At 56.4% G+C, this 22,475-nt stretch carries 15 protein-coding genes; 8 read left to right on the top strand and 7 right to left on the bottom strand.

Annotation, left to right across the window (positions count from 1 at the left end):
* Position 1: 1 nt before the first annotated feature.
* The 3 genes from EDF75_RS19950 to aroP form a co-directional block, all read right to left on the bottom strand.
* On the bottom strand, positions 2-952 hold the full coding sequence (locus EDF75_RS19950; protein ID WP_133600643.1) for a glycoside hydrolase family 43 protein: 951 nt from the start codon (positions 950-952) through the stop codon (positions 2-4).
* Positions 952-2,358 carry a glycoside-pentoside-hexuronide (GPH):cation symporter gene (locus tag EDF75_RS19945; RefSeq protein ID WP_123710096.1) on the bottom strand — a complete coding sequence of 469 codons (1,407 nt, stop codon included), beginning with the start codon at positions 2,356-2,358 and terminating at the stop codon, positions 952-954. Before EDF75_RS19945 ends, EDF75_RS19950 begins: the two co-directional genes overlap by 1 nt.
* 172 nt (positions 2,359-2,530) lie before the next feature.
* Positions 2,531-3,904: an aromatic amino acid transporter AroP gene (gene aroP, locus EDF75_RS19940; protein ID WP_133600642.1), complete on the bottom strand. Its 1,374-nt coding sequence runs from the start codon at positions 3,902-3,904 to the stop codon at positions 2,531-2,533.
* A gap of 643 nt (positions 3,905-4,547) precedes the next feature.
* On the opposite strand from aroP, the gene pdhR reads away from it, so the two are divergent.
* From pdhR to yacL, 7 genes are all read left to right on the top strand, one after another.
* Positions 4,548-5,327, top strand: a complete 780-nt coding sequence (gene pdhR, locus EDF75_RS19935; protein WP_004857919.1) for a pyruvate dehydrogenase complex transcriptional repressor PdhR — start codon at positions 4,548-4,550, stop codon at positions 5,325-5,327.
* 248 nt (positions 5,328-5,575) lie between these two features.
* Positions 5,576-8,239, top strand: a complete 2,664-nt coding sequence (aceE, locus tag EDF75_RS19930; RefSeq protein ID WP_133600641.1) for a pyruvate dehydrogenase (acetyl-transferring), homodimeric type — start codon at positions 5,576-5,578, stop codon at positions 8,237-8,239.
* Positions 8,240-8,253: 14 nt separating this feature from the next.
* On the top strand, positions 8,254-10,143 hold the full coding sequence (gene aceF, locus EDF75_RS19925; protein WP_133600640.1) for a pyruvate dehydrogenase complex dihydrolipoyllysine-residue acetyltransferase: 1,890 nt from the start codon (positions 8,254-8,256) through the stop codon (positions 10,141-10,143).
* A gap of 325 nt (positions 10,144-10,468) precedes the next feature.
* The gene (gene lpdA / locus EDF75_RS19920; protein WP_045859854.1) at positions 10,469-11,893 is read left to right on the top strand and encodes a dihydrolipoyl dehydrogenase; all 1,425 of its coding nucleotides are present in this window, start codon (positions 10,469-10,471) and stop codon (positions 11,891-11,893) included.
* 162 nt (positions 11,894-12,055) lie between these two features.
* On the top strand, positions 12,056-12,340 hold the full coding sequence (locus EDF75_RS19915; protein WP_133600639.1) for a hypothetical protein: 285 nt from the start codon (positions 12,056-12,058) through the stop codon (positions 12,338-12,340).
* Between the two features lie 363 nt (positions 12,341-12,703).
* A complete protein-coding gene (gene acnB, locus EDF75_RS19910) occupies positions 12,704-15,301 on the top strand; it encodes a bifunctional aconitate hydratase 2/2-methylisocitrate dehydratase (protein WP_133600638.1) in 2,598 nt (865 codons plus the stop codon).
* 184 nt (positions 15,302-15,485) lie between these two features.
* A complete protein-coding gene (gene yacL / locus EDF75_RS19905; protein WP_133600637.1) occupies positions 15,486-15,848 on the top strand; it encodes a protein YacL in 363 nt (120 codons plus the stop codon).
* Positions 15,849-15,880: 32 nt separating this feature from the next.
* Here the strand turns inward: yacL and speD are convergent, their stop codons facing one another.
* The 3 genes from speD to EDF75_RS19890 form a co-directional block, all read right to left on the bottom strand.
* On the bottom strand, positions 15,881-16,675 hold the full coding sequence (gene speD / locus EDF75_RS19900) for an adenosylmethionine decarboxylase (RefSeq protein WP_133600636.1): 795 nt from the start codon (positions 16,673-16,675) through the stop codon (positions 15,881-15,883).
* A gap of 14 nt (positions 16,676-16,689) precedes the next feature.
* A complete protein-coding gene (gene speE, locus EDF75_RS19895) occupies positions 16,690-17,559 on the bottom strand; it encodes a polyamine aminopropyltransferase (RefSeq protein WP_133600635.1) in 870 nt (289 codons plus the stop codon).
* 165 nt (positions 17,560-17,724) lie between these two features.
* On the bottom strand, positions 17,725-18,072 hold the full coding sequence (locus tag EDF75_RS19890; protein ID WP_095104103.1) for a YacC family pilotin-like protein: 348 nt from the start codon (positions 18,070-18,072) through the stop codon (positions 17,725-17,727).
* Positions 18,073-18,216: 144 nt separating this feature from the next.
* Here EDF75_RS19890 and cueO point away from each other — a divergent pair, with 144 nt between their 5' ends.
* A complete protein-coding gene (gene cueO, locus EDF75_RS19885; protein WP_133600634.1) occupies positions 18,217-19,809 on the top strand; it encodes a multicopper oxidase CueO in 1,593 nt (530 codons plus the stop codon).
* Between the two features lie 74 nt (positions 19,810-19,883).
* Here cueO and EDF75_RS19880 read toward each other — a convergent pair whose 3' ends face one another.
* The gene (locus EDF75_RS19880) at positions 19,884-22,277 is read right to left on the bottom strand and encodes a glucose/quinate/shikimate family membrane-bound PQQ-dependent dehydrogenase (protein ID WP_133600633.1); all 2,394 of its coding nucleotides are present in this window, start codon (positions 22,275-22,277) and stop codon (positions 19,884-19,886) included.
* Positions 22,278-22,475: the final 198 nt, after the last annotated feature.

The following is a 22,475-nucleotide window of genomic DNA, read 5'->3' as shown; positions in this document are numbered from 1 at the left end:
CTTAGTCTGTATCCGCAGGCGGGATGCCAAAATCAGGCATCCCGTTTTTTTGCCAGACGATCCGCTTCAGCCGCGTATGGCGATTAGGGTCGTACAGCGGGTCACCTTCAATTTCGGTGTAGCTTCGCGCGTGATACACCAGCACGTCTTCCCCTTCCTCCGTTTGCGTAAAGGCGTTGTGCCCGGGACCATACTGACGGTTCGCATCGCTGGTGCAAAACACCGGCTGCGGCGATTTATGCCAGTTCTCCGGCCGCAGCGGGTCGGCCTGGCGGTCGATCCACAGCAGCCCCATGCAGTAGTTCTCATCCGTGGCGCTGGCGGAGTAGCTCACGAACAGTTTGTCCTCATGAAACAGCGCCGCCGGGCCCTCGTTCACCAGAAAACCGCGGCACTCCCAGCCAAACTCCGGCTTACTCAGCATCACGGGATCGCCTTTCAGCGTCCATGGGTTTTCCTGCTCTGCCAGATACAGGTTCGAGTTGCCGTCGATATGCGGGGCCTTTTGCGCCCAGAGATACCACTGCTTTCCCTGATGACGGAAGGTGGTGGCATCCAGCGCAAAGGTGTCAAAGGGCGTTTTCACCCGGCCTTTTTCTCTCCACCTGCCGGTCAGCGGATCGCCGTCATCGCATTCAAGCACGAACATGCGGTGCTGGAACATGCCCAGCGCGTCGAGGTCGTGGGTATGGGTCGCCGCGAAGTAGATGTACCATTTCCCGTCAATTTCATGCAGTTCCGGCGCCCAAATCAGCTGGCTCATCGGGCCGCTTTCCGGCTTGCGCCAGACGACCACCGGCGGCGCCTCGCGCAGGCCCTCCAGCGTTGCGGCGCGGCGGATCTCCAGCCGGTCATACTCCGGGACCGAAGCTATAAAATAGTAGTGCTGCCGATGGCGCAGAATAAACGGGTCCGCGCGCTGTTCAATAAACGGATTCGGCCAGTTGTTCATCAGGCTTTCCTTATCTGTTCGCTGGTTTTGAGGTCCTGAAGTTCGTTCAGCTCGCCGTAGTTGACGCGGCGTTTCTCGAGGTCGGCCTGGATTTGGCTCATAAACTCGCGATTCACTTTTAGCATCCTCACCACCCCTGCGGTCAGCAGATAGCCGATGCCCGGAATAATGCTGAACAGCAGGACAATGCCGTTTACGGCGGAGGCGCTTTGCTCTTTGGCCCCGGAATCATAGCCGTACCAGGAGAGCAGGAAGCCGACCATCGCCCCGGCTACCGCCAGCCCAACCTTCAGGAAGAAGAGGTTGCCGGAGAAGCTAATGCCGGTGATGCGTTTGCCGGTTTTCCACTCGCCGTAGTCATCAACGTCGGCCATCAGCGACCAGTGCAGCGGCGATGGGATCTGATGGAGGATGTTAAGCAGGAAGTAGAGCACCATAATCATCGTGGTGGCGTGCGGGTCGAAGAAGTAGAAGGCGCAGGAGAAGATAGCCAGCGCGATGTTGGTCCAGAAAAATACCTGCAGCTTGCACCAGCGGTCGGTCAGCACCTTGGCCAGCATGCTGCCGATCATCATCCCGACGACGCCGAGGCTGATAAACAGGGTCGCAAAGTGGGTGCTTTGCTGCATCACCCAGGTTACGTAATACATGGTGGCGGCCATACGGATAAAGCCCGGACAGACGTTGCACAGCGTCAGCAGCAGAATGCGTACCCACTGGTCATTTTTCCAGACGTCTTTGAAATCCTTCTTCAGTTCATCATTGGTTTGCACCGCCGGACGCACGCGCTCACGTACCGTGGCGAAACAGAATAAAAACATGCACATGCCGATAAGCGCCAGCACGGTCATCGCCATCTGGTAGCCTTTGGCTTTATCGGCGCCGCCGAACCAGTCCGCCATCGGCAGGAGCGTTAACGACAGCAGCAGCGTGGCAATGCCGACCATCACAAAGCGGTAGGACTGGCAGGCAACGCGCTCCCTGGGGTCATTAGTAATGACGCTGCCTAGCGAGCAGTAGGGAATATTGATGGCGGTATAGGTCAGCGAGAGCAGGAAGTAGGTGACGAAGGCATAGATAACCTTGCTGTTATACGTCCACTCGGGCGTGGTGAACATCAGGACGCTAAACAGGGCATAGGGGAAGGCTATCCACAGCAGCCACGGGCGAAAGCGGCCATATTTGCTGCGGGTGCGGTCGGCCATCGCCCCCATGATGGGGTCGGTCACGGCGTCAATAACGCGCACCGAGAGCAGCAATACGCCGACCAGCGCCGGAGCAAGGCCGAATATATCGGTATAAAAATAGTTAACAAACAGCATGATGGCGCCGAAAATGATGTTACATCCGGCATCGCCCATCCCATAGCCAATCTTTTCTTTAACTGAAAGCTTATTGTCTGCCATCTGGAGATCCTCCCCGTTGCGGTATGGAAGGATTATTTGCTGATATGTTGTTAAATGCGTTGCAGTATCAGGTTAACGATATGGACAAAACGACTGATGCAGGGGAAGTGTGAGGTGGGTAACAGTGCTCTGTGCCCGCAACGATGCGGCGGGCACAGAGTTTGGAGATGTATTAATGTGCTTTTACGGCGCTGGCGTTTCTTTGTTTGAGCAGGTAGCCGACGCCGAGAACGGCAATCCACACCGGGATCAGGTAGACGGAAATGGCCATGCCCGGGGTGATCAGCATGATGACCAGTACCGCGACCATGAACAGCAGGCAGATCCAGTTACCGACCGGGTAGAACAGGGCCGGGAAGCGGGAAACCACGCCCTGCCGCTGTTTTGCGCGACGGAACTTGATGTGCGCCAGGCTGATCATTGCCCAGTTAATCACCAGGGCAGAGACAACCAGCGCCATCAGCAGACCAAACGCTGATTCAGGAGCGAGGTAGTTAATCAGCACGCACAGCGCGGTCACCACGGCGGAAACCAGGATGGTATTCACCGGTACGCCGCGCTTGTCGACGTTCATCAGCGCTTTCGGTGCGTTGCCCTGCTGGGCAAGGCCAAACAGCATCCGGCTGTTGCAGTAAACGCAGCTGTTATACACCGACAGCGCGGCGGTCAGTACCACCACGTTGAGCGCGTTAGCAACGAAGGTATCTCCCAGTTCGTGGAAGATCAGCACAAACGGGCTGGTGTCTGCGGTCACGCGGGTCCACGGCAGCAGAGAGAGCAGTACCGCCAGCGAGCCCACGTAGAAGATCAGGATACGGTAGATAACCTGATTGGTGGCTTTGGGAATGCTCTGCTCCGGGTTATCCGCTTCCGCCGCGGTGATCCCTACCAGCTCCAGGCCGCCAAACGAGAACATGATGATGGCCATCATCATCACCAGCCCGGTGAAGCCGTGCGGCAGGAAGCCGCCCTGATCCCACAGGTTACGAACGGTTGCCTGCGGGCCGCCGTTGCCGCTGAACAGCAGCCAGCCGCCGAACAGAATCATCGCCACAACGGCAACGACTTTAATAATGGCGAACCAGAACTCCATCTCGCCGAAGACCTTCACGTTGGTGAGGTTGATGGCGTTAATGGCAACGAAGAAGATAGCTGCAGAAACCCAGGTTGGGATCTCGGGCCACCAGAACTGGACGTATTTTCCGACCGCGGTCAGTTCCGCCATGGCGACCAGAACGTACAGCACCCAGTAGTTCCAGCCGGAGGCAAAGCCGGCAAAACCGCCCCAGTACTTATAGGCGAAATGACTGAATGACCCTGCCACCGGCTCTTCCACAACCATCTCACCGAGCTGGCGCATAATCAGAAAAGCAATAAAACCGGCGATGGCATAGCCAAGGATAATACCGGGACCTGCTGACTGGATAACGGACGCGCTGCCCAGAAACAGGCCGGTACCGATAGCGCCGCCCAGAGCAATAAGCTGTATATGGCGGTTTTTCAGGCCGCGCTTTAGCCGATCGCCTTGCTGTTGACCTTCCATCATGAAACCTCGTGTGTGGTTATTTTGCGTTTACGCTTCATCCTTCAGGCTGTTGCTTTATTGTCGGTCCCTGCCAGATAGCATAGCTATCCCTATTGCTGAGAGTTGATGACCAGCCCTGTTATGCATGATTCTGCGTCAACATTATTGTGTTGTGTAATTATGAAATTCCGTTTCTGTATTAATTTCTTTACGCAAGGCGGAATATAAAATCACTAAAAGGCCTTTTGTATCATGGAGAATAGTGATAAGTGCGGGCGAATGCACCTGCTTTATGAAGGGGTGATGACGAAGCGAACAAAAAGAAACCATTTGTAAATAGGGCGGCGACGGGCGCTTTTAACCCTTAATGACTAACCACGCAATAAAACTGAATATAAAGACGCGTTTTGGCCTGTTGAATCGGTTCAGATAGCCTGTTTTACGTTTCACAAAAGTTAACGCTACCTCCAACGGGGTAAAGACATCATTTGTGAGAAGTTACAATTCTGAAATGTTATTTCTGTAAGGTTGTTAAAATATGCCGGGTTTACTGATTTCAATCAAAACCTGTATGGACAGAAGGTGAATACTTTGTTACTTTACCGCTACGAACTGCGAATTGGTAAGACCAATTGACTCCGGGCTAATGGCAGAGACAGGGAATATGGCCTACAGCAAAATCCGCCAACCAAAACTATCTGATGTGATTGAGCAGCAGCTAGAGTTTTTAATCCTTGAGGGGACGTTGCGCCCCGGTGAAAAACTCCCGCCTGAACGCGAACTGGCTAAACAGTTCGACGTTTCCCGTCCCTCGCTGCGTGAGGCGATTCAACGCCTCGAAGCCAAGGGCCTGTTGCTTCGTCGCCAGGGCGGTGGAACTTTTGTACAGAGCAGCCTGTGGCAGAGCTTCAGCGACCCGCTGGTAGAGCTCCTGTCCGATCACCCTGAATCCCAATTCGATCTGCTGGAAACCCGTCACGCGCTTGAAGGCATCGCGGCTTATTACGCGGCGCTGCGCAGCAATGATGCTGACCGCGAACGTATTCGCGAACTGCATCAGGCCATTGAACGGGCCCAGCAGTCCGGCGATCTTGACGCCGAATCCGATGCCGTCGTCCAGTATCAAATTGCCGTCACCGAAGCGGCGCATAATGTTGTGCTGCTGCATCTGCTACGCTGCATGGAGCCGATGCTGGCGCAAAACGTTCGTCAGAACTTTGAATTGTTGTACGCCCGTCGGGAAATGCTCCCGCAGGTCAGCAATCATCGCACGCGTATTTTCGAGGCGATAATCGCCGGGGAGCCGGAGCAGGCGCGTGAAGCGTCGCATCGACACCTGGCATTCATTGAAGAAATTTTGCTGGATCGTAGCCGTGAGGAGAGTCGTCGAGAACGCTCACTGCGTCGTTTACAGCAACGGAAAGATGAGAACTCCGGTTCTTAAGCGCCATTTTTTAGAGCGCGGCAACTAAACGCAGAACCTGTCTTATTGCGCTTTTAGTTTCAGTTGCCCTAAATAATTCGGCTTGTATCGCGGCGGCAAGCGTCGGAATCCCCGGGAGCATAGCTAACTATGTGACCGGGGTGAGGACGAGAAGCCAACAATGATACAAGCCGAAGTATGACGGGCAAAGAGTGCAATGGGACAGGTTCCAGATTAATCAACGATTAGATAGATAAGGAATACCCCCCATGTCAGAACGTTTACCAAATGACGTGGATCCGATCGAAACTCGCGACTGGCTACAGGCGATCGAATCGGTCATCCGTGAAGAAGGTGTTGAGCGCGCTCAGTATCTGATTGACCAACTCCTTTCTGAAGCCCGCAAAGGCGGGGTGAAGGTTGCTGCTGGCACATCTACTGGCAGTTACGTCAACACTATTGCCGTTGAAGATGAACCGGAATACCCGGGGAATCTCGATCTGGAACGTCGCATTCGTTCTGCGATTCGCTGGAACGCCATCATGACCGTTCTGCGCGCATCGAAAAAGGATCTTGAGCTGGGCGGCCACATGGCTTCCTTCCAGTCCTCCGCGACCTTCTATGAAGTGTGCTTCAACCACTTCTTCCGTGCGCGCAACGAGCAGGATGGCGGCGACCTGGTTTACTTCCAGGGCCACATCTCTCCGGGCGTCTACGCACGTGCGTTCCTCGAAGGTCGTCTGACTGAAGAGCAGATGAACAACTTCCGTCAGGAAGTGCATGGCAAAGGCCTCTCTTCCTACCCGCACCCGAAACTGATGCCGACCTTCTGGCAGTTCCCGACCGTATCCATGGGTCTGGGCCCAATCGGTGCAATCTACCAGGCTAAATTCCTGAAATATCTGGAACACCGTGGCCTGAAAGATACTTCCAAACAAACCGTTTACGCCTTCCTGGGCGATGGCGAGATGGATGAGCCGGAATCTAAAGGCGCTATCACCATCGCGACCCGTGAAAAACTGGATAACCTGGTCTTCGTCATCAACTGCAACCTGCAGCGTCTGGACGGCCCGGTCACCGGTAACGGCAAAATCATTAACGAACTGGAAGGCATCTTTGCCGGTGCTGGCTGGAACGTTATCAAGGTTATCTGGGGCGGCCGCTGGGATGAGCTGCTGCGTAAAGACACCAGCGGTAAGCTGATTCAGCTGATGAACGAAACCGTTGATGGCGACTACCAGACCTTCAAATCCAAAGACGGTGCCTACGTTCGCGAGCACTTCTTCGGTAAATATCCGGAAACCGCAGCGCTGGTTGCCGACTGGACTGACGAGCAGATCTGGGCCCTGAACCGCGGTGGTCACGATCCGAAGAAAGTCTTCGCTGCACTGAAAAAAGCGCAGGAAACCACCGGTAAAGCTACCGTTATCCTGGCCCATACCATCAAAGGTTACGGCATGGGTGATACCGCTGAAGGTAAAAACATCGCTCACCAGGTGAAGAAAATGAACATGGACGGCGTACGCTACGTCCGCGATCGTTTCAACGTGCCGGTTGCCGATGCTGATATCGAAAAACTGCCGTACGTGACCTTCCCGGAAGGTTCCGAAGAGCATACCTATCTGCACGCCCAGCGTGAGAAACTCCACGGCTACCTGCCGACCCGTCAGCCTAACTTCGATGAGAAGCTGGAGCTGCCGACCCTGGGAGATTTCGGTCCGCTGCTGGAAGAGCAGAACAAAGAGATTTCTACCACCATCGCCTTCGTTCGTGCCCTGAACGTGATGCTGAAGAACAAGTCCATTAAAGACCGCCTCGTGCCGATCATCGCCGATGAAGCGCGTACCTTTGGTATGGAAGGCCTGTTCCGTCAGATTGGTATCTACAGCCCGAACGGTCAGCAGTACACCCCGCAGGACCGTGAGCAGGTTGCTTACTATAAAGAAGACGAGAAAGGTCAGATCCTGCAGGAAGGTATCAACGAACTGGGTGCCGGCGCATCCTGGCTGGCTGCTGCGACCTCTTACAGCACCAACAACCTGCCGATGATCCCGTTCTACATCTACTACTCCATGTTCGGGTTCCAGCGTATCGGTGACCTGTGCTGGCAGGCAGGCGATCAGCAGGCTCGCGGCTTCCTGGTCGGCGGTACTTCCGGTCGTACCACGCTGAACGGCGAAGGTCTGCAGCACGAAGATGGTCACAGCCATATTCAGTCTCTGACTATCCCGAACTGTATCTCTTACGATCCGTCTTACGCGTACGAAGTTGCCGTCATCATGCACGATGGCCTGGAGCGTATGTACGGTGAGAAACAAGAGAACGTTTACTACTACATCACCACGCTGAACGAAAACTACCACATGCCGGCCATGCCGGAAGGCGTTGAGGAAGGTATCCGTAAAGGTATCTACAAACTCGACACCCTTGAAGGTAGCAAAGGTAAAGTTCAGCTGCTGGGCTCCGGTTCTATCCTGCGTCACGTGCGTGAAGCAGCAGAGATTCTGGCGAAAGACTACGGCGTAGGTTCTGACGTCTACAGCGTAACTTCCTTCACCGAGCTGGCGCGCGATGGCCAGGACTGTGAGCGTTGGAACATGCTGCACCCGCTGGAAACCCCGCGTGTACCGTACATCGCTCAGGTGATGAACGACGCACCGGCCGTAGCGTCTACTGACTATATGAAACTGTTCGCCGAGCAGGTTCGTACCTATGTACCGGCTGATGATTACCGCGTACTGGGTACCGACGGCTTTGGTCGCTCTGACAGCCGTGAAAACCTGCGTCACCACTTCGAAGTAGATGCTTCCTACGTGGTTGTTGCGGCGCTGGGCGAACTGGCTAAACGTGGTGAAATCGATAAGAAAGTTGTGGCAGAAGCAATCGCCAAATTTAACATCGATGCAGATAAAGTTAACCCGCGTCTGGCGTAAGAGGTAAGAGAATAATGGCTATCGAAATCAACGTACCGGATATCGGGGCAGATGAAGTTGAAATCACCGAAATCCTGGTCAAAGTTGGCGACAAAGTTGAAGCTGAACAGTCGCTGATCACCGTAGAGGGTGACAAAGCCTCTATGGAAGTCCCGTCTCCGCAGGCTGGCGTCGTTAAAGAGATTAAAGTCTCCGTTGGCGACAAAACCGAGACCGGTAAACTTATCATGATTTTCGATTCCGCCGATGGTGCAGCAGCCGCTGCACCTGCGCAGGAAGAGAAAGCAGCAGCGCCAGCTCCGGCCGCTGCACCGGCTGCGGCCGCGGCGAAAGACGTACACGTGCCTGATATCGGCGGCGACGAAGTAGAAGTCACCGAGATCATGGTTAAAGTGGGCGACACCGTTACGGCTGAACAGTCTCTGATTACCGTTGAAGGCGACAAAGCGTCAATGGAAGTCCCGGCACCGTTCGCGGGTACCGTGAAAGAGATTAAAATCAGCGCTGGCGACAAAGTCTCCACCGGCTCGCTGATCATGGTCTTCGAAGTGGCGGGCGCGGCACCTGCCGCAGCGGCAGCACCGGCACAGGCGGCCGCTCCGGCGGCAGCGGCTCCGGCTGGCGCGAAAGACGTTAACGTACCGGATATCGGCGGTGACGAAGTTGAAGTGACCGAAGTGATGGTGAAAGTGGGCGACAAAGTTGCCGCTGAACAGTCACTGATCACCGTAGAGGGTGACAAAGCCTCGATGGAAGTTCCGGCACCGTTCGCGGGCACCGTGAAAGAGATCAAAATCAGCACCGGCGACAAAGTCTCCACCGGCTCGCTGATTATGGTCTTCGAAGTTGAAGGCGCGGCGCCTGCTGCGGCTCCGGCGGCAGCTGCTCCGGCACCTGCAGCGGCTGCACCGGCTCCGGCTGCGAAAGCGGCGGCCCCTGCGGCGAAAGCTGAAGGCAAATCCGAGTTCGCTGAGAACGATGCCTACGTCCATGCGACTCCGCTGATCCGCCGCCTGGCGCGCGAATTTGGCGTGAACCTGGCGAAAGTGAAAGGCTCCGGTCGTAAAGGCCGCATCCTGCGCGAAGACGTTCAGGCCTACGTGAAAGATGCCGTTAAGCGCGCTGAGTCTGCGCCTGCTGCCGCTACCGGCGGCGGTATCCCGGGCATGCTGCCGTGGCCGAAAGTGGACTTCAGCAAGTTTGGTGAAGTTGAAGAAGTTGAGCTGGGCCGTATCCAGAAAATCTCTGGTGCTAACCTGAGCCGTAACTGGGTGATGATCCCGCACGTTACGCACTTCGACAAAACCGACATCACTGACCTCGAAGCGTTCCGTAAGCAGCAGAACGCGGAAGCTGAGAAGCGTAAGCTGGACGTGAAATTCACCCCGGTGGTCTTCATCATGAAAGCGGTTGCCGCTGCGCTTGAGCAGATGCCTCGCTTCAACAGCTCCCTGTCCGAAGATGCGCAGCGTCTGACGCTGAAAAAGTACATCAACATCGGTGTGGCGGTTGATACGCCTAATGGTCTGGTTGTTCCGGTCTTCAAGGACGTGAACAAGAAGAGCATTACCGAGCTGTCCCGTGAGCTGACGGTGATCTCTAAGAAAGCGCGTGACGGTAAGCTGACCGCTGGCGAAATGCAGGGCGGTTGCTTTACCATCTCCAGCATCGGCGGCCTGGGTACCACCCACTTCGCGCCGATTGTTAACGCGCCGGAAGTGGCTATCCTCGGTGTGTCCAAATCCGCGATGGAACCGGTATGGAATGGTAAAGAGTTCGTTCCGCGTCTGATGATGCCGATCTCTCTGTCCTTCGACCACCGCGTGATCGACGGTGCTGATGGTGCTCGCTTTATTACCATCATCAACAACACCCTGAGCGATATTCGCCGCCTGGTGATGTAAGCGAAAAGCCGGCCTGACGGCCGGCTTTTTTCTGGTAATCTCGCGCGCGTTTTGGGGTTATCGGCAATAAAGGACAAAATCGTTTGCCGTTTGTTGTTTCAAAATTGTTAACAATTTTGTAAAATGCACGCGGATAGAACGTCCCGGTGGATATAAGGGTATTAATATACATACCCTATGGATTTCTGGATGCAGCAAGGCAGCAAGCGCCAGAATCCCCAGGAGCTTACTCAAGTAAGTGGCTGGGGGGAAGGTGTGAAGCTAACGCAGTTGCGGCCTGAAAGACGACGGGTATGACCGCCGGATACTAACTACAGAGGTCATGATGAGTACTGAAATCAAAACTCAGGTCGTGGTACTTGGGGCTGGTCCCGCAGGTTATTCTGCTGCCTTCCGTTGCGCTGACTTAGGTCTGGAAACCGTCATCGTCGAACGTTACAGCACCCTGGGCGGTGTTTGTCTGAACGTCGGCTGTATCCCTTCTAAAGCGCTGCTGCACGTTGCTAAAGTTATCGAAGAAGCGAAAGCGCTGGCCGAACACGGTATTGTTTTCGGTGAGCCGAAAACCGATATCGACAAAATTCGTACCTGGAAAGAGAAAGTTATCACTCAGCTGACCGGCGGTCTGGCCGGTATGGCCAAAGGCCGTAAAGTGAAAGTGGTAAACGGTCTGGGTAAATTTACCGGGGCTAACACCCTGGAAGTTGAAGGCGAAAACGGCAAAACCGTGATCAACTTCGACAACGCGATCATCGCGGCGGGTTCCCGTCCGATCGAACTGCCGTTCATTCCGCATGAAGATCCGCGCGTGTGGGACTCCACCGACGCCCTCGAACTGAAATCCGTACCTAAGCGCCTGCTGGTTATGGGTGGCGGTATCATCGGTCTGGAAATGGGTACCGTTTACCATGCGCTGGGTTCAGAGATTGACGTGGTCGAAATGTTCGACCAGGTTATCCCGGCTGCCGATAAAGACGTGGTGAAAGTCTTCACTAAACGCATCAGCAAGAAGTTCAACCTGATGCTGGAAACCAAAGTGACCGCCGTTGAAGCAAAAGAAGACGGCATCTACGTTTCCATGGAAGGCAAAAAAGCCCCGGCTGAAGCGCAGCGTTACGACGCCGTGCTGGTGGCTATCGGCCGCGTACCGAACGGTAAAAACCTCGATGCGGGCAAAGCCGGCGTTGAAGTTGACGAACGCGGCTTCATCCGCGTTGATAAGCAGCTGCGTACCAACGTACCGCACATCTTCGCTATCGGCGATATCGTGGGTCAGCCGATGCTGGCGCACAAAGGCGTTCACGAAGGTCACGTTGCCGCAGAAGTTATTTCTGGCCTGAAGCACTACTTCGACCCGAAAGTGATCCCGTCAATCGCCTATACCGAACCGGAAGTTGCCTGGGTTGGTCTGACCGAGAAAGAAGCGAAAGAGAAAGGCATCAGCTACGAAACTGCCACCTTCCCGTGGGCAGCATCCGGCCGTGCGATCGCTTCCGATTGTGCAGACGGTATGACCAAACTGATCTTCGACAAAGAGACCCACCGTGTTATCGGCGGCGCGATTGTCGGCACCAACGGCGGCGAGCTGCTGGGTGAGATCGGTCTGGCTATCGAAATGGGCTGTGACGCAGAAGACATCGCTCTGACCATCCACGCGCACCCGACTCTGCACGAGTCCGTTGGCCTGGCGGCAGAAGTCTTCGAAGGTAGCATCACCGACCTGCCGAACGCGAAAGCGAAGAAAAAGTAACTTTTTCTTTCCGGCAAAAAGCATAAGCGGCTCTGTGAGCCGCTTTTTTTATGCCTGATGTTTAGATCTGTGTCTGCGTTAATAACCTGCTACAGGTTATAGATACTTTGACAATAATTACTAAGTAAACTTATAGCTGGTTAATTATTAGTGGGGTGGGTTATGAAACGCTTTTTAACAACGACGTTGTTAGCGGCAACGCTGGCATCCGCTATGGCCTGTGCCGCCGATCCTTCCATTCCGTGGGCTGACAACAGCGGCGGCACGGAAAATACGCATATTGCCACGATGGGGCAGAACCTGAATACGCAGCACCAGGCGATCAGCAAAACGAGTGAAGGCGTCTGGGCGGCGAACTCGGGCAGCATCAAGAGCGATGAAGCCGCACTGAGCAGCACGAAGCCGGCATTTGGCGGCTACCCGCAGCTGATGCCCCATCAGGGCTAAAATCGTTTCAGCTTCTCAGCGCCCGGCGCGGGATGAGGCGCCGGGCATATTTTATGCTTTTTTCCTGAAAGGGCGCGCCAGCCGCACGGCGGGATGAAGCGGCTGATTTTGCCGGAAGAGGGGTCAGCCGCCGGCAGCACATGAAATTTATATACCGGGAAACCGGTGTAAAGGCTGCAAAATCCTGCCCTTAACGATTCAGCTAATTTTTAATGTTGCTTTTTTGTAAACAGATTAACACCTCCCCAAAATCCTGCTATGCTGCCGACGCGGTATCGGGCATTTACCCTACAAACTGCTGTCTCACAGGAGCGTGAAGAGAATCGCCTACCGCATTTTACAATGAGAGCGAGGAGAACCGTCGTGCTAGAAGAATACCGTAAGCACGTAGCTGAGCGTGCAGCCGTTGGGATTGTTGCCAAACCCTTAGATGCAACCCAAATGGCCGCGCTGGTAGAACTGCTGAAAAACCCGCCAGCGGGTGAAGAAGAATTCCTGTTAGACCTGTTAATTAACCGCGTACCGCCGGGCGTCGACGAAGCCGCCTACGTTAAAGCCGGATTCCTTGCCGCCATCACCAAAGGTGAAGCGACCTCCCCACTGGTTACCCCTGAAAAAGCCGTTGAACTGCTGGGCACCATGCAGGGCGGTTACAACATTCATCCGCTGATTGACGCGCTGGACGATGCCAAACTGGCTCCGATTGCCGCGAAAGCGCTGTCCCATACGCTGCTGATGTTCGATAACTTCTATGATGTAGAAGAGAAAGCGAAAGCGGGTAACGAACACGCTAAGCAGGTGATGCAATCCTGGGCCGACGGCGAGTGGTTCCTGAGCCGCCCGCAGCTGGCGGAAAAAATCACCGTCACCGTTTTCAAAGTTACCGGTGAAACCAACACCGATGACCTTTCCCCGGCGCCGGACGCCTGGTCCCGCCCGGATATCCCCCTGCACGCGCTGGCGATGCTGAAAAACGCCCGTGAAGGCATCGAACCGGATCAGCCGGGAGCGGTTGGCCCGATCAAGCAAATTGAAGCGCTGCAGAAAAAAGGCTTCCCGCTGGCCTACGTTGGCGACGTCGTCGGTACCGGCTCTTCGCGTAAATCCGCCACTAACTCGGTGCTGTGGTTTATGGGCGACGATATCCCGAACGTGCCGAACAAGCGCGGCGGCGGCCTGTGCCTTGGCGGGAAAATTGCCCCAATCTTCTTTAACACTATGGAAGATGCGGGCGCACTGCCGATTGAAGTGGACGTCAACGACCTGAATATGGGCGACGTCATTGATGTTTACCCGTTCAAAGGCGAAGTGCGTAACCACGAAACCGATGCGCTGCTGGCGACCTTCGAGCTGAAAACCGACGTGCTGATCGACGAAGTCCGCGCCGGTGGCCGTATTCCGCTGATTATCGGCCGTGGCCTGACGACCCGCGCGCGGGACGCTCTGGGCCTGCCGCACAGCGACGTTTTCCGTCACGCGAAAGACGTTGCCGAAAGCACCAGCGGCTTCTCGCTGGCGCAGAAAATGGTTGGCCGCGCCTGTGGCGTAACCGGTATTCGTCCTGGCGCCTACTGTGAGCCGAAGATGACCTCCGTTGGCTCCCAGGATACCACCGGTCCGATGACCCGTGACGAGCTGAAAGACCTGGCGTGCCTGGGCTTCTCTGCGGACCTGGTGATGCAGTCCTTCTGCCATACCGCGGCCTATCCGAAGCCGGTCGACGTGACCACGCACCATACTCTGCCTGACTTCATTATGAACCGCGGCGGCGTCTCTCTGCGTCCGGGCGATGGCGTTATCCACTCGTGGCTGAACCGTATGCTGCTGCCGGACACCGTAGGTACCGGCGGCGACTCCCATACCCGTTTCCCGATCGGTATCTCCTTCCCGGCGGGCTCTGGTCTGGTGGCGTTTGCCGCCGCCACCGGCGTCATGCCGCTGGATATGCCGGAATCCGTGCTGGTGCGCTTCAAAGGAAAGATGCAGCCGGGGATCACCCTGCGCGATCTGGTTCACGCCATCCCGCTGTACGCCATCAAGCAGGGCCTGCTGACCGTTGAGAAGAAAGGGAAGAAAAACATCTTCTCCGGACGCATTCTGGAAATCGAAGGCCTGCCGGATCTGAAAGTTGAGCAGGCGTTTGAGCTCACCGACGCCTCCGCCGAGCGTTCTGCAGCCGGCTGTACCATCAAGCTGAACCAGGCGCCGATCGTTGAGTATCTGAACTCCAACATCGTTCTGCTGAAGTGGATGATCGCCGAAGGTTACGGCGATCGCCGCACCCTGGAGCGTCGCGTTCAGGGGATGGAAAAATGGCTGGCGGATCCGCAGCTGCTCGAAGCCGATGCGGATGCGGAATATGCCGCGGTTATCGACATCGATCTGGCGGATATCAAAGAGCCGATCCTCTGCGCACCGAACGATCCGGACGACGCTCGTCTGCTGTCCGACGTTCAGGGGGAGAAGATCGACGAAGTCTTTATCGGCTCCTGTATGACCAACATCGGCCACTTCCGCGCCGCAGGTAAGCTGCTGGATAGCCACAAAGGCCAGCTGCCGACCCGTCTGTGGGTGGCTCCGCCAACCCGTATGGATGCGGCTCAGCTGACCGAAGAAGGCTACTACAGCGTCTTTGGTAAGAGCGGCGCGCGGATCGAAATCCCGGGCTGCTCCCTGTGCATGGGCAACCAGGCGCGCGTAGCCGACGGCGCGACGGTGGTTTCCACCTCAACCCGTAACTTCCCGAACCGTCTGGGGACCGGCGCGAACGTCTACCTGGCTTCCGCTGAGCTGGCGGCCGTGGCTTCACTGCTCGGCAAGCTGCCGACGCCGGAGGAGTACCAGACCTTCGTCGCTCAGGTCGATCAGACGGCAGCGGATACCTACCGCTACCTGAACTTCAATCAGCTGGATCAGTACACTGAGAAAGCGGATGGGGTGATTTTCCAGACTGCGGTATAAGGTCACGCGTCAGCTCGCCTGACGAACTGGCCGTAAAGTCTCCAGTGCCCGGTGAACATTGCGTCACCGGGCATTTTTATTTCCAATCCTTCATCCTCCCCGCTTTTTTTCTTTCCCGGTGCTGCGATAATTACGCTATGGGTACAGTGCAGCGTGACGCATTGCCCTTGCAGAGGAAGAGACTATGGATTACGAATTTCTGCGCGATATTACCGGAGTGGTAAAGGTGCGGATGGCGATGGGCCACGAGGTGGTGGGGCACTGGTTTAATGAAGAGGTGAAGGATAATCTCGCCCTGCTGGATGAAGTGGAACAGGCCGCGCGTACCGTAAAAGGCAGCGAGCGCTCCTGGCAGCGTGCCGGGCATGAGTACACGTTATGGTTAGACGGCGAGGAGGTCATGATTCGCGCTAACCAGCTGGAGATTTCCGGCGATGAAATTGAAGAAGGGATGAGCTACTACGACGAAGAGAGCTTCTCCCTCTGCGGCGTCGAAGACTTTCTGCAGGTCGTTGCCGCCTACCGCGAGTTTGTGCAACAGCGCTGAACCCGGCGGAGCCTCCGTGCTCCGCCAACGCTTTACACCGCCGGAATGTTGCGGGCGTAGTAAATCTCGCGCATCTCCTTCCACAGCAGGTCGGTAATGACCCTGCGCTCCTCTTCGCTTAAATCTTCTGGCCTGGTATGGAACATGTAGTGCTTCAGGTCGAACTCCTTCAGCAGCATCTTGCTGTGGAAGATATTTTCCTGGTACACGTTGACGTCCACCATGTCGTACAGCGACTTGATGTCTTCGGACATAAAGTTCTGTATCGAGTTAATTTCATGATCGATAAAGTGCTTCATCCCGTTGATATCACGCGTAAAGCCGCGAACGCGGTAGTCAATGGTGACGATATCGGATTCCAGCTGGTGGATAAGATAGTTCAGCGCCTTCAGCGGCGAAATGACGCCGCAGGTTGATACTTCAATATCAGCGCGGAAGGTACAGAGCCCGCCCTCGGGATGGCTTTCCGGGTAGGTATGGACGCAGATATGGCTTTTATCGAGATGGGCGACCACGGTTTCCGGCAGCGGGCCAGGATGCTCGCTTTGATCGATAAGCTGCGGGTCAATCGGTTCTTCGCTGACCAGAATGGTGACGCTGGCGCCCTGCGGCTCATAATCCTGGCGCGCGATATTCAGGATATTGGCGCCGATTATTGAGCACGTCTCGGACAAAATCTCGGTCAGGCGGTTGGCGTTATAGAGTTCATCGATATAGGCGATATAGCCGTCGCGCTCTGCCGCCGTTTTGGCATAGCAGATATCGTAAATGCAAAAACTCAGGCTCTTGGTCAGGTTGTTAAAGCCGTGCAGCTTCAATTTTTTCAATTTAGTTCACCCCCTTATTTAAGATCGCTGACGGACAGCGCATCCAGCAGATATTGCGGTAGGGCGAATGCCGCCGTATGAATTGCCGGGTTGTAATAGCGGCACTTGAGGTTTGCTTTGTGGAAGCGCGCCTGGATGATTTCGCTGGAAAGATGGCGCAGGGCGTCATTGTCCGTCGCCCAGGCGAAGGTCATGATGCCGCCGTAATAGGTGGGTACCGCCGCCTGATAGAAGCTGACGTCGCTGAAGTAGTGGCCCAGCTTACGGTGGCTGTCGACGGCTTCATCCTGCTGCAGAAAGCTCACGCCGTTCTGGGCAACGAAAATTCCGCCGGGGTTCAGGCAGCGCTTGCAGCCTGCATAAAAGGCCGAAGTGAACAGGCTTTCGCCGGGACCAATGGGGTCGGTGCAGTCGGAGATAATGACGTCAAACGTTTGCGTCGTCTGGTTAACAAAATTGACGCCGTCGTCGATAACCAGCGTAAAGCGCGGATCGTCGTAGGCGCCGGCGTTGTGGTTTGGCAGGTACTGGCGGCAGAAAGAAACCACGCCCGCGTCAATCTCAACCATAGTGATCGTTTCGATATGCGGATGACGGGAGACTTCGCGCAGCATGGCGCCGTCGCCGCCGCCGATGATCAGCACGTGCTTCGCCTGGCCGTGGGCCAGCAGCGGAACGTGGGTCATCATTTCATGATAGATAAACTCATCGCGCTCGGTGGTTTGCACCACGCCGTCCAGCGCCATCACGCGGCCAAAAGCGGCGTTGTCAAAAATGATCAAATCCTGATGATCGGTCTTCTCGTGATACAGCACGTTATCAACGGTAAAATACTGACCAAAATGGTCGTGCAGCGTTTCATGCCACAGTTTGCTATCGGCCACGGATTGATTCCTCCTTCGTTAACATCTGTTACACCCGTAAAAAACGAGCGCAACATCATAGCCAACTATAGATGAGGATGCACGGCGGATATTTCAGCAATGCGCGTACGGGCGAATACGCCTGAAAATAGAGGCGATAGCGGGCGGAAATTCTGCGGTGCGGCGCTATTTAACGTAAGCCAGCAGGCTGAGCGAATCGCGCGCCAGCGCTTTACATTTTTTGGGGGTCGAAATCTTGATGCCGCTGAGATCGCGGTAGCTGTCTTCGCCGAGCGCTTTCATATTAAAGCTGTCGTAGTTGCTCAGATCCCATTGATTCTGTTGAGCAAAAAAGACCAGCGCGCGACGGATCTGGGTATTAGGCAGGTTCTGGTAACCGCAGTCGTTTTTCAGAAAAACAAATACCGCTGTTAAATCAGCCATATCTTCCGCTTCCGACTCGCTTAACGCGTAGCTATTGGCGGATAGTGCAAGCAGGCTGCCGAGCACTAGTGTTCTGCAAAGCGTCTTCATTTTGTTTACCATTGAATCACGGACGAACAAAGTTAGCATACTTCTTTACATGACGCCGAGCTTTATTCTTACTCTTCTGCTTGACCTTCCCGTTGCTGGAGGGTTTAAGCTCAAAAGTTCACCAGCAGAATAAAAGGATGTGAAATGCAACGTCGTGAATTTATCAAATTAACCGCCGCGCTTAGCGCGTTCAGCGCGCTTCCGCTCTGGAGCCGCCCGGCGTTTGCCGCCGCTCGCCCGGCATTGCCGATACCTGAACTGCTTGCCGCCGACGCGCGAAATCGCATCACGTTAACCATCCAGGCAGGGAAAACCCAGTTTGGTCCCCATAGCGCCACCACCTGGGGCTATAACGGTAATCTGCTGGGCCCTGCGCTGCGCCTCAAAAAAGGGGAGGCGGTCACCGTGGATATTCATAACCGCCTGGCCGAGGAGACCACCGTGCACTGGCACGGCCTGGAGGTCCCAGGCGAAGTTGACGGCGGGCCACAGGGGGTCATTGCGCCAGGGGCTTCCCGCAGCGTGAGCTTCACGCCGGCACAGCGGGCCGCCACCTGCTGGTTCCACCCGCATCAGCACGGTAAAACCGGGCGCCAGGTGGCGATGGGGCTGGCGGGGCTGGTGCTGATTTCCGATGAGGAGAGCGAGCGCCTGCTGCTGCCCAAGCAGTGGGGGATCGATGACGTGCCGGTGATCGTGCAGGATAAGCGCTTCACCGCCGCCGGCGAAATTGACTATCAGCTCGATATCATCAGCGCGGCCGTCGGCTGGTTTGGCGATACGCTGCTGACCAACGGGGCGCTCTATCCCGAGCACGCCGCCCCGCGCGGCTGGCTGCGTCTGCGCCTGCTTAACGGCTGCAATGCCCGTTCGCTCAATTTCTCAACCAGCGACGGCCGACCGATGTACGTGGTAGCCAGCGACGGCGGGCTGCTTGCCGAGCCGGTCAAGGTGAGCGAGCTGCCGGCATTGATGGGGGAGCGCTTTGAAGTGCTGGTGGATACCCGCGACGGCAAAGCCTTCGATCTGATCACGCTGCCGGTCAGCCAGATGGGCATGGCGATTGCCCCGTTCGACAAACCGCAGCCGGTGCTGCGCGTCCAGCCGCTGACGATTCAGGCATCCGGCCAGCTGCCGGATACCCTGGCGGCGATGCCCGGGCTGCCGCCGCTGGCTGGCCTGACCCAGCGCACGCTGCAGCTGTCGATGGATCCGATGCTGGATATGATGGGCATGCAGGCGCTGATGAAAAAGTACGGCGACGGAGCGATGTCAGGCATGCACCACGGCGGCATGATGGATAGCGGCAGCATGGGAAATATGAACCACGGCGAGATGGGCAAGATGAACCACGCGGGTATGGGGCAGATGAACCACGGCGACGGTGCGTTCGATTTCCACAACGCCAACCGTATCAACGGCAAAGCTTTTGATATGGGCGTGCCGATGTTCGCTGCGGCGAAGGGAGAGTATGAGCGCTGGGTCATCTCCGGCAAAGGCGACATGATGCTGCACCCGTTCCACATCCACGGTACCCAGTTCCGCATTCTGTCGGAAAACGGCCGGCCGCCCGCCGCGCATCGGACGGGGTGGAAAGATACCGTCCGGGTCGACGGCGGCGTCAGCGAAGTGCTGGTGAAGTTCGAGCACGACGCGCCGAAGGAGTTTGCCTATATGGCGCACTGCCATCTGCTGGAGCATGAGGATACCGGCATGATGCTCGGCTTCACGGTCTAGCCCGGCCGCGCGGCCTGTTATACAAAAGAAAAGGCCCGGTTCTCACCGGGCCTTTTGCTCTTCAACTGCAGCGGTTATTTCGCTTCGTCCGGCAGGGCGTAAGCGACGATGTAGTCGCCCATTTTCGTCCCGAACGAACCGTGACCGCCGGCGGAGATGACAACATACTGCTTGCCATCAACCTCGTAGGTCATCGGCGTCGCCTGGCCACCCGCCGGCAGGCGGGCCTGCCACAGCTTCTCACCGTTGCTCATATTGTACGCGCGCAGGTAGTTATCCGCGGTAGCGCCAATAAACAGCACGTTACCCGCCGTGGAGATCGGGCCGCCCAGCATCGGCATGCCGAGCGTAAACGGCACCTGGACCGGCATCGGGAACGGCAGGCTGTCCTGCGGCGTCCCGATACGTTTTTTCCACACCACTTCGTTAGTCTTCAGATCCAGCGCGGAGATGTAGCCCCAGGCCGGCTGTTTGCACGGCAGGCCAAACGGCGACAGGAAGGCGTTGAGGGTTACGCCATACGGCACGCCGTACTGCGGCTGCACGCCGGACTCGGTGCCGGAGCCTTTCGCATCTTTTGGCGGCTCCATCGGGTTGCCCGGGCCGCGTGGGATCAGCTTAGAGACGAACGGCAGCGCCATCGGGTTGGCAATCGCCACCTGACGGTTCGGATCGACGGAGATACCGCCCCATTCGAACATGCCGAGGTTACCCGGGAATACCAGCGTGCCTTGCTCAGACGGCGGGGTGAAGATGCCTTCATAGCGCAGCTGGTGGAAGATAACGCGGCACACCAGCTGGTCGAACATGGTGGCGCCCCACATATCCGCACCGGTCAAATCTTTCTTCGGACGGAAGCTCAGGTCGGAGAACGGCTGCGTTTTGGCAACGTAATCGCCTTTCGCCGCGCCCTGCGGAACCGGTCTTTCCGGCGCCGGGACGACCAGCTCGCCGTTACGACGGTCCAGAACGAAGATGTTACCGGTTTTGGCCGGCGCGTAGATAACCGGTACGGTTTTACCGTTGACGTCAATATCTGCGAGGGTTGGCTGCGACGGCATATCCATATCCCACAGATCGTGATGAACGGTCTGATAGTTCCATACCAGTTTACCGGTGGTCGCGTTCAGCGCCACGATAGAGCTGGCGTAACGCTCCTGTTCCGGCGTACGGTTGCCGCCCCAGATATCCGGCGTGGTGACGCCCATCGGCAGATAGATTAAATCCAGCTTCGCGTCATAGGCCGCAGGCGCCCACGAGTTAGGGGAGTTCAGCGTAAAGTGGTGCTGGTCGTCGGGGATCGCGTTCGGGTCTTTGGCACCCGGATCGAACACCCACTGCAGCTTGCCGGTATTGACGTCGAAACCGCGAATCACGCCCGACGGCTCGCGGGTAGAGAAGTTATCGGTCACCGCGCCGGCGATGATAATGGTGGTATCGGTAACGATCGGCGGGGATGTCGGTTCGTACATCCCCGGAGTGGTCACCGGCATGTTGGTCTGCAGGTTGAGAATGCCTTTGTTGGCAAAGGATTCACACAGCTGGCCGTTGTCGGCGTTAATGGCGAACAGGCGACCGTCGTTGACCGGCAGGATGATGCGGCGCGGGCAGTTGGCGACGACGTCAGCCGGCGCGCTGTCGGCTTTGGCTTCGTGGTAAGAGACGCCGCGGCAGGTCACGTGCTGGAAGGATGGGTCCGCGTTCAGCTGCGGATCGAAGTGCCACTTCTCTTTCCCGGTCGCCGCGTCCAGGGCGAACAAACGCTGGTGGGCGGTACACAGGTAGAGCATGTTGCCGACCTTAATCGGCGTCACTTCGTTAGTGATCTCACCCGGATCGTTCGGCTGCTTCAGGTCGCCGGTGCGGAACACCCAGGCTTCCTTGAGGTTCTTCACGTTATCGGCGTTGATTTGCTTCAGCGGTGAATAGCGTTGGCCCTCCTGGTTACGGCCATATGCCGGCCAGTCGCCGTCGGCAACGGCGGAGATCGGGGCCGCAGGCGTGGCGTCGGCGCTCAGGGTGCCGTTCACTTCCTGCGGATCGTTAAATCCGGCCCAGGTCAGGATCCCGCCGCTGATCAGCAGGGCGATAACCAGCCCGGCAACCGCGCCGGCGGAAGGGACGGGCAGGCGACGCCAGACGAAGGGCAAAATCAGCCAGATGCCGAAGAACACCAGGATGTCGCTACGCGGGGTGAGCGCCCAGAAGTCAAAGCCGACCTCCCAGACTCCCCAAATCATGGTGGCGAGAAGCAGCGCGGCGTACAGCCAGAGCGCAGAACGCTTACCGCGCAGCAGCATAACGGTAACGGCGAGCATCACCAGGCCGGCAATCGGGTAGTACCAGGAGCCGCCGATAGCGGCCAGCCATACCCCGCCAACGAGAAGATAGAGACCGCAGAACGCTGCAAAGAGCGCAGTCAGCGTCACGACGAGTCGCCGCGATTGTTGAGGTTTTGTTTCTGCCATAGAAGGTTACTCGTTTTGTTTGTTAATATTTTAGATGCAATTAATTATAGGATTTAACAAGTGTGATCGGAATCACAAAATAGCTTTTATTATTCCCTGCACCGCAGATTTCTTTTTACTGGTATACTGGTCAGCTTGCCGGTCAACGTCGATGTGAGAGCAGCGGCTTTGATGATTTACATTAAGAATCAAGTGGTT

The organism is Klebsiella sp. BIGb0149 (genome assembly GCF_004362605.1).
GTDB lineage: Bacteria > Pseudomonadota > Gammaproteobacteria > Enterobacterales > Enterobacteriaceae > Klebsiella > Klebsiella terrigena.
The sequence above is the reverse complement of the archived record's forward strand: the minus strand, read 5'-3'. Positions and strand labels throughout refer to the sequence as shown.

What these genes read in the sequence shown, in the direction of transcription:
- EDF75_RS19950 (WP_133600643.1), bottom strand. Translation starts at nt 952, where the DNA reads ATGAACAACTGGCCGAATCCGTTTATTGAACAGCGCGCGGACCCGTTT.
- EDF75_RS19945 (WP_123710096.1), bottom strand. Translation starts at nt 2,358, where the DNA reads ATGGCAGACAATAAGCTTTCAGTTAAAGAAAAGATTGGCTATGGGATG.
- aroP (WP_133600642.1), bottom strand. Translation starts at nt 3,904, where the DNA reads ATGATGGAAGGTCAACAGCAAGGCGATCGGCTAAAGCGCGGCCTGAAA.
- pdhR (WP_004857919.1), top strand. Translation starts at nt 4,548, where the DNA reads ATGGCCTACAGCAAAATCCGCCAACCAAAACTATCTGATGTGATTGAG.
- aceE (WP_133600641.1), top strand. Translation starts at nt 5,576, where the DNA reads ATGTCAGAACGTTTACCAAATGACGTGGATCCGATCGAAACTCGCGAC.
- aceF (WP_133600640.1), top strand. Translation starts at nt 8,254, where the DNA reads ATGGCTATCGAAATCAACGTACCGGATATCGGGGCAGATGAAGTTGAA.
- lpdA (WP_045859854.1), top strand. Translation starts at nt 10,469, where the DNA reads ATGAGTACTGAAATCAAAACTCAGGTCGTGGTACTTGGGGCTGGTCCC.
- EDF75_RS19915 (WP_133600639.1), top strand. Translation starts at nt 12,056, where the DNA reads ATGAAACGCTTTTTAACAACGACGTTGTTAGCGGCAACGCTGGCATCC.
- yacL (WP_133600637.1), top strand. Translation starts at nt 15,486, where the DNA reads ATGGATTACGAATTTCTGCGCGATATTACCGGAGTGGTAAAGGTGCGG.
- EDF75_RS19890 (WP_095104103.1), bottom strand. Translation starts at nt 18,072, where the DNA reads ATGAAGACGCTTTGCAGAACACTAGTGCTCGGCAGCCTGCTTGCACTA.
- cueO (WP_133600634.1), top strand. Translation starts at nt 18,217, where the DNA reads ATGCAACGTCGTGAATTTATCAAATTAACCGCCGCGCTTAGCGCGTTC.
- EDF75_RS19880 (WP_133600633.1), bottom strand. Translation starts at nt 22,277, where the DNA reads ATGGCAGAAACAAAACCTCAACAATCGCGGCGACTCGTCGTGACGCTG.